The organism is Microbacterium sp. P2_F9, assembly GCF_056403635.1.
This window is the reverse complement of the sequence record NZ_JBFUFC010000141.1, coordinates 1-10032: the sequence shown is the minus strand read 5'-3', so window position 1 is coordinate 10032 and position 10032 is coordinate 1. Positions and strand designations below refer to the sequence as shown.

Sequence of the window (10032 nt, the reverse complement as noted above, 5' to 3'; positions counted from 1 at the left end):
AGGTTGAGGGCACGCCGCGCTCGTTGAGGTCGTGCACCAGCGCGCGTATCGAGCGCCCTTCGAGGATCTGCTGCGTCGCCCACCGGATGACCTCGGCCTCGGCGGGAATGATCGTCACGCCGTCCTTCTGGAACCCATACGGGCGCCGGCCGCCGCGATAGCGACCCTGCTCGACGGCCTGCGCCTTGGCCCGCGCGACCCGCTCTCCGAGCCGCTCAGCCTCGGCGGCGTCCCACGCGGCCAGGGTGATCGCGATGCCGCGACCGTCTGCGGTCGAGAGGTTCACGTCGCCGGATGCCAGCGTGTGGATCTGGGTGCCGTGCTTCTCCACCAGGTCGATCAGGTCGAGGTACTCCCGAACGCGGCGGGTGATGCGGCTGGTCGAGTAGGCCAGGATCGCCTGAATCTCGCCGTGACGGGCGGCGTCGAGCATGGCGGCGTACAGCGGTCGCGCCTTGGTCGAGCGGGTGCTGGCTCCCACGTCGTTCTCGATGAACACGAAAGGCTCGAGTATCTCGTACCCGAGCCTTTCAGCGAGTGCTCTGCAGTCCGCTTCTTGACGCTTCACGCCGTCCGCGTCGCCGTCGCGATCCTCGCTGATTCGGCAGTAGATCGCCGCACGTTTGGGTCCTTCATGGGGTGGTTTCGTTCGATTTTGTGGCACGGAGCCATTTTACCAGGTTTCGTTAAGACCACGCTTCTAGGCGCACTCATCGCAGCGTGCCCGCCGGATCATCGGATCGTCACCGTCGAGGAGACGTTCGAGCTCGCCGTCGACGCTCCGGACCTCGTGTCGCTCCAGGGACGGCAGCCCAGCCTGGAAGGCACGGGCGAGGTCACCCTGCGCCGGCTCGTGAAGGAGGCGCTGCGCATGCGGCCCGACCGCCTCGTCGTGGGCGAGGTGCGCGACGCGGAGGCGCTGGACCTGCTCCTGGCGCTGAATACGGGAGTTCCAGGGGCCGCGACCATCCACGCGAACTCGGCACGCGAGGCCCTCGCGAAGCTCTGCGCGCTGCCCCTGCTCGCCGGGCGCAACATCGATGCCGACTTCGTGCGACCGGCGGTCGCGGCGTCCGTCCATCTCGTCGTGCATTGCGAGCGCGACGCGACGGGCGTTCGCCGAGTCGTCGAGATCGTCGAGCCGACGGGTGTCGTGGAAGGCTCGATCGAGGCGGCAACCCTCTACCGGGCGGATGCGGCATGACCCTCCTGTGGGGTGCTGTGCTCGCCGCCGGGCTCCTGCTCACGCTTTCGCCGTGGCTGTGGCCCGCAGGCGAGGCGCGCGCGGTCCGCGCCTCGACCGGCCGACTCGTACGGCTGCTCGAGGAGGCGGGCCTCGGACATCTGCGGCCCGCTGCGGTGGTGGCGATCGCCGCCGGCACCGCGGTCGGCGCAGCGGCGGTCACCTTCCTCGTCGTTCCCGTTCCCGCGCTCGCGGGCGTCGCCTTCACCGCCGGCGCACTCGCGCCCTTCGTCTGGCTGCGTGCCCGCCACTCCCGGATCATGCGGGCGCGACGCGCCCTCTGGCCCGACGTCTGCGACCTGCTCATCGCGTCGGTGCGTGCCGGGATGTCGCTGCCGGACGCCGTGTCGGCGCTCGGAGATTCGGCACCGAGTGCGCTGCGGCCGGCGTTCGTGGGGTTCGCCCGCGACCTCGCGGCATCCGGTCACTTCGATTCGAGTGCGCTGCGGCTGAAGGCGGCACTGGCGGATCCGGTCGGGGATCGCATCATCGAGACGCTCCGGATGGCCCGGCAGGTCGGCGGCACGGAGTTGACGCCGGTGCTCCGTGCGTTGGCGACGTCCGTGCGGGCGGACGCGACGCTGCGGTCCGAGGTGGAGGCGCGTCAGTCCTGGATCCGCGGTGCCGCGGTGCTGGGTGTGGCCGCTCCCTGGGTGATCCTGACGATGCTCGCGCTCCGCCCTGAGGGCGCCGAGGCCTATGCGAGCCCGGCCGGCATGGGCATGATCCTCGCCGGCGCCGCGCTCTCGTTCGTGGCGTATCGGGCGATGCTGCGCATCGGTCGCCTCCGCGAACCGCGGCGGTGGTTCGCATGATCGCCATGGACACCACGCGCATCGCCATCGCCGTCGTGCTCGGCGGCGGGTTCGGACTCGGCGTCGTCCTGCTCCTCTCGCTCGCTCCCCGTTGGGGCGCGCACAGCCTCTCCCATCGCATCGCCCCATACATTCGCGATGTCGCCGACGTGCCGGGCTTCGGTCCGGCCGTGGCGGCGATGCCATCGACGGCAGGGGCGGGCCTTCGCGCCCTGGCCGATCGCGCCGGGCACCTGCTCGGCGGCACCGAGTCGCTCGAGCGGCGGCTGAATCAGGCGGGATGCACGGTGGATGCCGCGACCTTCCGTGCCCGTCAGCTCGGCTGGGGCATCGGCGGCTTGGGCGCCGGCGCGGTGGCTGCCGTCATGCTCGCGCTGCTGGGGCGCTCCTCCGGGGCACTCGTGCTGCTCGCACCGATCGCGGCGCTGACCTTCGCCCTCCTCTTCGACGCGCATCTGACTCGGGCAGCTCGTGCACGGATCGCGCAGATCGAAGAGGAGCTGCCCACCGTCCTGGAGTTCCTGGCGCTGTGCCTCTCGGCGGGCGAGGGCATCCTCGACTCGCTGCGTCGGGTCGGCGAAGTCGGCGCGGGCGAGCTGACCGGTGAACTCCGGGGCGTCGTGCTCGCGGTCAGCACCGGCTCGTCGCTGTCTGGTGCACTGTCCCGGCTCGCCGCACGACTGGAGATCTCCGCGCTCTCCCGCGCCGTCGATCAGGTCGTCGCAGCGATCGATCGCGGGGCGCCGCTGGCCGATGTGCTGCACGCCCAGGCGCTCGACGCCCGTGAGGACGCCAAGCGCTCCCTCATCGAGCAGGCCGGTCGCAAGGAGATCTGGATGCTCTTCCCGCTGGTTTTCCTCATCCTCCCTCTGAGCATCCTGTTCGCGGTGTTTCCAGGGGTCTTCATGCTTCGTCTCGGAATCGTCTGACCGCAAGGTCGAAGGGAGCACCACCATGTCACTCATCCCCACACGTCTGCGCGAGAAGCTGCGCGCCGCCGCCGAGGATCTGCTCGCCGACGAGCGCGGAGACGTGCCCGGCTGGGTGCTGATCACGTTGATGACCGCTGGGCTCGTCGTGGCGATCTGGGCGCTTGCCGGACCCGCCCTCGCCGGGCTGTTCGAGCAGGCGATCGCGCGCGTCTCCGGGTTCTGACCGATGGCCGCCGTCCGACGGTGGTTCACGTCGCTCGGCGACGACACCGGGTCGACGCCGGTGGAATTCGTCCTGGTGGGCACCCTGCTCACGCTCCTCACGCTCGGGGTGCTGCAGTTCGGCTTCGCGATCTACGTGCGCAATGTCGTGCACGATGCGGCGGTCGAGGGCGCCTATCACGCGGCCCTGGCCGACACCTCGCTGGGGGAGGGCGCTCGGCGTACTTCCGAGATCGTGTCCCGCGCCGTCGGTGCCGGCTACGCGACGGATGTCGTGGCGCGGGAGACCGAGGCTCTCGGTCATCCGGCCGTCGCGGTGACGGTGCGCGCCACCCTCCCGCTGGTCGGCCTGCTCGGAGCACCACGGATGCTGGAGGTGACCGCTCATGCCCCGCTCGAGTCGCTGGACTGAACGGCGCGCCGACGGCGAGCGCGGTTCCGCGGCACTCGAGTTCATCCTGGTCGGACTTCTGCTGCTGGTGCCCGTCATCTACCTCACCGTTGCGCTCGGTCTCATCCAGGGACAGTCGATGGGTGTGGAGTCCGCGGCACGTCATGTCGCCCGCGCCGTCGCTCAGTCCGCAGATGGCGATGGTGCGCGCGCGAGCGCCGATCGCGTCCTCCGGTCGGTCATCGACGAGTACGACCTCGATCCCGCGGCGGTCGACCTCGCCCTGTCGTGCCGTCCGCAGGGTGCCGCGTGCCCTCAGTCCGGAGCGACGCTCATCGTCACCGTGCGGGCAAGGGTCGCCCTGCCCCTGGTGCCGCCGGTGCTCGGCCTCGACCGCATCGCCAGCATCCCGGTCGAGTCCTCCGCCGCACAGAAGGTGTCACGCTTCTGGGGTGCCGGATGAAGTGGCTATCACGCCGGGTCGCGGCATCCGGAAGCGACGACGAAGGAAGCGTGCTCATCCTGACGCTCGGCTACGCGGTGCTGGCACTGGCTGCGGTGTTCGTGTGCGTCGACGCGACGAGTCTCTATCTCGCGCAGACGCGCCTGGATGGACTGGCGGATGCCGCGTCCCTCGCGGGAGCGGACGGCTTCACGCTCGAGGTGGTTGATGGCGAGGCCTACGCCGAACTGACCCCGGACGCGGTGCATGCTCAGGCGGACGCGCTCGTCGCCGAGGTCGGCGGGGGAGCCGTGCTGGTGGACGCGCGCACCCCGGACGGCGTGTCGGCGAGGGTCACCGTCGCGGGGACGTGGCATCCGGCGGTCTTCAGCTTCTTCGTGCCGGAGGGTGTCGCGATCGAGGCGACGGCCACGAGTCGCACCGCGCTGCGTTGACGGTCAGCGCCGGTGCGGGACGTACCGCGGCACGTACACCGCGAACCCGACGGCGCCGGCGAGGCCAAGCACGCCGATGATCCCCGTCGCGAGCGACAGCGACGCGACCGCGGTCACGGCTGTGACGATGAGTGGCGCGGCTGCGCCACCGGCATCCGTCAGGGTCCGCCACGATCCGAGGAACGGCGCCGGGTCGGCGGGCGGAGCCACATCGGCGCCGAGGGTCATCAGGATGCCGCTCGACAGGCCGTTGCCGATGCCGATCACGATCGCGGCGCCGATGAACCAGCCGGTCGCGGCATCCAGGTCGTGGGTGAAGGCGAGTCCGAGGAACGCGCCGCTCATGAGCACCATCGAGGGGAGCGCGGCCCAGAGCCGCCCCCAGCGGTCCATGATCTGGCCGCTGGAGTAGAACAGCGCGAACTCGAGGGCACCGGTGATGCCGATGGTGAGCGCGATCGCCTGGGCGTCGAGCCCGAGCGAGAGGCCCCAGAGCGGCAGCAGCGAGACGCGCGCCTGTCGGATGCCGGAGAGCGCGGCCGCGGACAGCCCGAGGCGTGCGAGCAGGCCGCGGAAGAGCCACATCGTCCGGAACACGCCCTGTCGCTCGGCGGTCGGGATCGCACCGGTCGTCGATTCGCCGGTGTCGTCGGCGAGGTCGTCCTCGATGCGGGGCTTCGCGTCTCGGCGGGGGAGGCTGCCCTCGGTCGCGAGCTCCTCCTCAGGATCGYGGCCGAACAGCACGAGCAGGATCAGCGCCACGAGGCACGCGACGAAGAACCACGCGGCGGCGAGGAGCTCGCCGGTCGCGGCGAGCAGCCCGGCGGCGACGAAGGGGCCGAGGAACATCCCCAGGCGGAACGAGCCGCCCAGGACCGACAGCGCGCGGGCGCGGTACACGATCGGCACGCGAGTGGTCATGAAGGCGTGGCGCGCGAGGCCGAACGCGGCTGCGCACAGGCCGATTCCGAAGACGGAGACCGACAGGATGCCGAGGCTCGGCGCGAAGATCACTCCGAGCACTCCGGCGAGGGCGACGAACCCGGCGATGCCCATCGTCCACCGTTCGCCGATGTGCGCGACCGCCCAGCCGGCCGGGAGGTTGCCGATCAGCCGGGCGACCACCAGCACCGTCGCCACGAGCGCCGCCTGGGCGACGTCGGCGCCGAGGCCCGCCGCAATGACCGGGAGGAGAGGGAGCAGTGCGCCCTCGCCGAGGCCGAAGAGCACGGTCGGCCCGTAGATCATCGGGGCGAAGCGCAGGAGCATCCGTCGGGTCTGGATCGGCGGCTCGGTCATCATGTCCACGGTAGTCTGGACTGTCATGCTCGAACTCGACTTAACCACCGACATCGATGCGCTGCGTTCCACGTTCAGCGACATCCGTTCCGTCGTCGACGTCGACGGGCTCAAGGCCGAGATCGTGCGACTCAGCGAAGAGGCCGGCGTGCCCGACCTCTGGGACGACACCGAGAAGGCGCAGAAGGTCACGAGCGCCCTCAGCCACCGGCAGTCGGAGCTCGCCCGGATCGATGACATCCAGCGACGTCTCGATGACCTCGAGGTGCTCGTCGAGCTCGCGAATGAGATGGGCGACGAAGATTCCGCCGACGAGGCGCGCAAGGAGCTCGCCGAGCTCGAGGACATCGTCGGTCAGCTCGAAGTGCAGACCCTGCTCGATGGAGAGTACGACGAGCGTCCTGCCGTCGTGACGATCCGTGCCGGCGCGGGCGGGGTGGATGCCTCGGACTTCGCCGCGATGCTCTTCCGCATGTACCTGCGCTGGGCCGAGCAGCACCGCTACCCCGTCACGGTCATGGACACGTCCTACGCCGAAGAGGCCGGCATCAAGTCGGCGACCTTCGAGGTCGACGCCCCCTATGCGTTCGGCACGCTCAGCGTCGAGGCGGGCACGCACCGCCTCGTGCGGATGAGCCCCTTCAACTCCGCCGGCAAGCGGMAGACGTCGTTCGCGGCGGTCGAGGTCATTCCGCTCATGGAAGAGGCCGTGGAGGTGGAGATCCCCGAGAACGACCTGCGCGTGGACGTGTTCCGCTCCTCGGGTCCTGGTGGTCAGTCCGTCAACACGACCGACTCGGCGGTGCGCCTCACCCACCTGCCGACCGGCACCGTCGTGTCGATGCAGAACGAGAAGTCGCAGATCCAGAATCGCGCCGCCGCGATGCGCGTACTCCAGTCCCGCCTGATGCTGATCCAGAAGGAGCAGGAGGCGGCGATCAAGAAAGACCTCGCCGGTGTGATCACCGCGAGCTGGGGCGATCAGATGCGCTCCTACGTGCTGGCGCCGTACCAGATGGTCAAGGACCTTCGCACCGATCACGAGGTGAACAACCCGACTGCGGTGTTCGACGGAGATCTCGACGGCTTCATCTCGGCAGGCATCCGCTGGCGCAAGCGGCCGACCGACGACTGATCCGGATGTCGCGACCTGAGTGTCGCTCGGTGCAGTGATGGCCGCCCCGCTTAGGCTCGTGGAGCCATGATCCGGTTCGAGAACGTCACGAAGCGCTATCGCGGCACCGCGAGGCCCGCCCTGGACAAGGTCGACTTCGAGGTGACGCGCGGAGAATTCGTCTTCCTCGTGGGAGCGTCAGGGTCGGGGAAATCCTCGTGCCTGCAGCTCATCCTTCGCGAAGAGACCCCGTCCGATGGACGGGTGGTGGTACTCGGCCGGGATCTGCGTACTCTCGCCAGCCGCAAGGTGCCCTACTTCCGCCGGCACATCGGATCGGTCTTCCAGGACTTCCGCCTGCTGCCGAACAAGACCGTCTTCCAGAACGTCGCGTTCACCCTCCAGGTGATCGGATCCTCCCGCGCCTTCATCCAGCAGTCGGTCCCCGAGGTGCTCGCCCTCGTCGGGCTCAAGGGCAAGGAGAAGCGGTTCCCGCACGAGCTGTCCGGCGGTGAGCAGCAGCGCGTGGCCATCGCGCGCGCCTTGGTCAACCGTCCCCAGGTGCTGCTCGCCGATGAGCCGACCGGCAACCTCGACCCCGCGACATCCGTCGACATCATGCAGCTCCTCGCCCGAATCAACACCGGGGGGACGACCGTGGTCATGGCCACCCACGAGGCGGGCTTTGTCGATCAGATGCAGCGTCGTGTGATCGAGCTCGTGAACGGTGAGCTGGTACGCGACGAGCGCCACGGCGGGTACGGCGACACCTCCGGCTTACCGAGCCTCGCGCCCGAGCCGGAGCGCGGGGCCGCCGCGGTGGCTGCCCTCACCGCCGTGCTCGAGGTGCACCGCGAAGTCGCCCTCGACGGAGGAAAGCCGTCGGTGCCCGAGCCGCAGAGCGCGGTCCCCGCGGAGCCCGAGGCCGTCAAGCCTGAGCCAGAGCTCGCCAAGCCAGAGCCCGAGCACGTGGCGCGGCCGCGAACCGCGCCGATTCCGATCGCGGAGGAACTCGAACTCGATGTGGCCGAGCTGGGCCTCGCCGATCGACTCGGTCTGGGCGAAGTCGACCCCGACGACGAAGTGGGTCCGACTTCATGAGGGTTCGTCTCGTTCTGTCAGAGGCGCTGACGGGCCTCCGACGCAATGCGTCAATGGTCATCTCGGTCGTCCTCGTGACGTTCGTGTCGCTGACGTTCGTGGGCGCCGCGATCCTCATGCAGATGCAGATCGGCACGATGCGCGACTTCTGGGTCGACCGTGCGCAGGTCGCGATCTACATGTGCACGGCCAACTCCCAGACCGCCACGTGCACCGACGGTGTCGCGACCGAGGAGCAGCTTGCCGCCGTCAAAGAGAAGCTCGACGGTCAGGCGCTCGCGCCGTTGATCCGCGATGTGCGCTTCGCCGATCGGGACGAGGCGTACCAGGACGTCATCGACCTTCTCGGCGACGACTATGCGGGGGTGATCACCCCCGATCAGCTGCCCGAGACATACTGGGTGAACCTGGTCGATCAGAGCCAATCGGACGTCATCGTCGAGGCGTTCAAGGGCATGCAGGGTGTCGAGCAGGTCAAGGATCAGCTCGAGTACCTCCAACCGCTGTTCTCGGCGCTGACTGTGGCGACCTACATCGCCGTCGGGGTGGCAGCGCTGATGCTCATCGCGGCGGTGCTGCTGATCGCCACGACGATCCGGCTCTCCGCCTATGCCCGACGACGTGAGATCGGCATCATGCGGCTGGTCGGGGCATCCAATCGATTCATTCAGACCCCCTTCATCTTGGAGGGCGTCTTCGCGGCGCTGATCGGCTCGCTGCTCGCCAGCGCCGCGGTGATCGCCGGCGTGCAGTTCGGGGTGAACGACTACCTGCGCAGACGGGTCGACTTCGTCACGACCTGGGTGAGTCTGGCGGATGCCTGGACCGTCGTGCCGATCCTGATCCTCATCGGGATTGTGCTCGCCGCGCTTTCGGCGGGCTTCGCGATCCGTCGATGGCTGCGTGCGTGAGCTAGACTGACAGGCTGCCGCGCGCCATGCACGGCGATCAGTCAGGAGAACGTCATGCCCAAGGAACGCGGGGAGAAGGTCGTCGCGACCAATCGTCGCGCGCGCCACGAGTACGCGATCGAGAAGACCTATGAGGCCGGCCTCGTGCTCACGGGCACCGAGGTGAAATCGCTGCGGCAGGGTCGGGCGAACCTCAGCGATGGCTACGCGTACATCGACGGGGGAGAGGCGTTCCTCGACGCCGTGCACATCCCGGAGTATTCGCAGGGACACTGGACGAACCACGCGACGAAGCGTGTGCGCAAGCTGCTGCTGCACAAGGACGAGATCATCAAGATCTCGCACGCCGTGTCGGCGGGCGGGTACACCCTCATTCCGCTCAAGCTCTACTTCTCGGACGGTCGCGCGAAGGTCGAGATCGCGGTGGCGAAGGGCAAGCGCGAGTTCGAGAAGCGCCAGACGATCCGTGAGCGCGAGGACAAGCGCGAAGCTGAGCGCGCCATGCGCTCGAAGAATCGCCTGGGCGACTGATCCCAGCTCGCCGCGCGATCCGGTCATGATCAGGTCGGCGATCCCGTCGAGCAGAGTTGTGCGTTCGTCTCGCCTCGCTCGCTCGACGACCGGGGGCACGCGGCTACCGCACCGCAGACTCCGTCGCAGACTCCTCGCCCGCCCTGTCGGTGAACGCCTCTCTCGGAACGAATACCAGGGCGACGGCCGCCACGAGGGCTGTCACGCCGCAGACGATCCACACGGTCACATAGCCCGCGAGCGAACCGGCGGTGCCGTCGGTGGCCTGACCCGTTGCGCCGTGCAGAAGAGCGATGCCGAAGACGCACGACGCGATCGCCCCACCGACGGTCTTCACGGAGTTGGTGAGACCGGTCGCGACGCCGGTCTGGGCGGGAGGGGCAGCGGATGCCGCGGCCGCCGGCAGCGCCGCAACCAGTGCGCCCGAACCCAGCCCCACGATCACCATGTTCACGATGACCTGCAGATAGCTCGCGTGGAATGGGAGGAAGAGGAGGAACCCGATGCCCACGAGTGTGGAGGCTCCGATGAGGGTCAGGCGGGGTGCCGTGAGCCGGGCGATGAGCGGGAACAGGA

14 protein-coding genes are annotated in these 10032 nt (G+C 69.1%); 11 read left to right on the top strand and 3 right to left on the bottom strand.

What is annotated here, in order from left to right:
* Nucleotides 1-568 (bottom strand): recombinase family protein (locus tag AC1DVT_RS14145; protein ID WP_477389683.1); only part of this gene is annotated, 568 nt, incomplete at its 3' end.
* Nucleotides 569-655: 87 nt separating this feature from the next.
* On the opposite strand from AC1DVT_RS14145, the gene AC1DVT_RS14140 reads away from it, so the two are divergent.
* Genes AC1DVT_RS14140 through AC1DVT_RS14110 form a run of 7 tightly spaced genes read left to right on the top strand, consistent with a single transcriptional unit; the run spans nt 656 to nt 4500 of the window.
* Complete coding sequence (locus tag AC1DVT_RS14140) at nt 656-1204, top strand: ATPase, T2SS/T4P/T4SS family (RefSeq protein WP_477389682.1); 549 nt, start codon at nt 656-658, stop codon at nt 1202-1204.
* The gene (locus tag AC1DVT_RS14135) at nt 1201-2058 is read left to right on the top strand and encodes a type II secretion system F family protein (RefSeq protein ID WP_477389681.1); all 858 of its coding nucleotides are present in this window, start codon (nt 1201-1203) and stop codon (nt 2056-2058) included. Before AC1DVT_RS14140 ends, AC1DVT_RS14135 begins: the two co-directional genes overlap by 4 nt.
* 5 nt (nt 2059-2063) lie before the next feature.
* Nucleotides 2064-2987, top strand: a complete 924-nt coding sequence (locus AC1DVT_RS14130) for a type II secretion system F family protein (RefSeq protein ID WP_477389680.1) — start codon at nt 2064-2066, stop codon at nt 2985-2987.
* Nucleotides 2988-3012: 25 nt separating this feature from the next.
* Nucleotides 3013-3213 (top strand): hypothetical protein, encoded by a 201-nt coding sequence (locus AC1DVT_RS14125; protein ID WP_477389679.1) that lies wholly within the window; start codon nt 3013-3015, stop codon nt 3211-3213.
* Between the two features lie 3 nt (nt 3214-3216).
* Entirely contained in the window at nt 3217-3624 is a 408-nt protein-coding gene (locus tag AC1DVT_RS14120; RefSeq protein ID WP_457098821.1) for a TadE/TadG family type IV pilus assembly protein, read from the top strand.
* Nucleotides 3599-4066, top strand: a complete 468-nt coding sequence (locus tag AC1DVT_RS14115; protein WP_477389678.1) for a TadE/TadG family type IV pilus assembly protein — start codon at nt 3599-3601, stop codon at nt 4064-4066. The genes AC1DVT_RS14120 and AC1DVT_RS14115 overlap by 26 nt, the downstream gene beginning before the upstream one ends.
* Entirely contained in the window at nt 4063-4500 is a 438-nt protein-coding gene (locus AC1DVT_RS14110; RefSeq protein WP_477389677.1) for a pilus assembly protein TadG-related protein, read from the top strand. The genes AC1DVT_RS14115 and AC1DVT_RS14110 overlap by 4 nt, the downstream gene beginning before the upstream one ends.
* A gap of 3 nt (nt 4501-4503) precedes the next feature.
* Here the strand turns inward: AC1DVT_RS14110 and AC1DVT_RS14105 are convergent, their stop codons facing one another.
* Nucleotides 4504-5826: an MFS transporter gene (locus tag AC1DVT_RS14105; RefSeq protein ID WP_477389676.1), complete on the bottom strand. Its 1323-nt coding sequence runs from the start codon at nt 5824-5826 to the stop codon at nt 4504-4506.
* On the opposite strand from AC1DVT_RS14105, the gene prfB reads away from it, so the two are divergent.
* The 4 genes from prfB to smpB all read left to right on the top strand — a co-directional run bounded on the left by prfB (nt 5825) and on the right by smpB (nt 9456).
* Complete coding sequence (gene prfB / locus AC1DVT_RS14100; protein WP_477389675.1) at nt 5825-6934, top strand: peptide chain release factor 2; 1110 nt, start codon at nt 5825-5827, stop codon at nt 6932-6934. The two genes, AC1DVT_RS14105 and prfB, sit on opposite strands and share 2 nt — an antisense overlap.
* Before the next feature lie 66 nt (nt 6935-7000).
* Entirely contained in the window at nt 7001-8014 is a 1014-nt protein-coding gene (ftsE, locus tag AC1DVT_RS14095; protein WP_477389674.1) for a cell division ATP-binding protein FtsE, read from the top strand.
* The gene (gene ftsX, locus AC1DVT_RS14090; protein WP_457098815.1) at nt 8011-8925 is read left to right on the top strand and encodes a permease-like cell division protein FtsX; all 915 of its coding nucleotides are present in this window, start codon (nt 8011-8013) and stop codon (nt 8923-8925) included. Before ftsE ends, ftsX begins: the two co-directional genes overlap by 4 nt.
* A gap of 54 nt (nt 8926-8979) precedes the next feature.
* Nucleotides 8980-9456, top strand: coding sequence for an SsrA-binding protein SmpB (gene smpB, locus AC1DVT_RS14085; RefSeq protein WP_457098814.1), 477 nt, complete (start codon nt 8980-8982; stop codon nt 9454-9456).
* 103 nt (nt 9457-9559) lie between these two features.
* On the opposite strand, the gene AC1DVT_RS14080 is transcribed toward smpB, so the two are convergent.
* Nucleotides 9560-10032, bottom strand: a 473-nt coding sequence (locus tag AC1DVT_RS14080; RefSeq protein WP_477389672.1) for an MFS transporter, incomplete at its 5' end; no start/stop codon positions are given.

Excerpts from the sequence above, each read along its gene's own strand:
- AC1DVT_RS14135 (WP_477389681.1), top strand. The coding sequence starts at position 1,201 with ATGACCCTCCTGTGGGGTGCTGTGCTCGCCGCCGGGCTCCTGCTCACG.
- AC1DVT_RS14130 (WP_477389680.1), top strand. The coding sequence starts at position 2,064 with ATGGACACCACGCGCATCGCCATCGCCGTCGTGCTCGGCGGCGGGTTC.
- AC1DVT_RS14125 (WP_477389679.1), top strand. The coding sequence starts at position 3,013 with ATGTCACTCATCCCCACACGTCTGCGCGAGAAGCTGCGCGCCGCCGCC.
- AC1DVT_RS14120 (WP_457098821.1), top strand. The coding sequence starts at position 3,217 with ATGGCCGCCGTCCGACGGTGGTTCACGTCGCTCGGCGACGACACCGGG.
- AC1DVT_RS14115 (WP_477389678.1), top strand. The coding sequence starts at position 3,599 with ATGCCCCGCTCGAGTCGCTGGACTGAACGGCGCGCCGACGGCGAGCGC.
- AC1DVT_RS14110 (WP_477389677.1), top strand. The coding sequence starts at position 4,063 with ATGAAGTGGCTATCACGCCGGGTCGCGGCATCCGGAAGCGACGACGAA.
- ftsE (WP_477389674.1), top strand. The coding sequence starts at position 7,001 with ATGATCCGGTTCGAGAACGTCACGAAGCGCTATCGCGGCACCGCGAGG.
- ftsX (WP_457098815.1), top strand. The coding sequence starts at position 8,011 with ATGAGGGTTCGTCTCGTTCTGTCAGAGGCGCTGACGGGCCTCCGACGC.
- smpB (WP_457098814.1), top strand. The coding sequence starts at position 8,980 with ATGCCCAAGGAACGCGGGGAGAAGGTCGTCGCGACCAATCGTCGCGCG.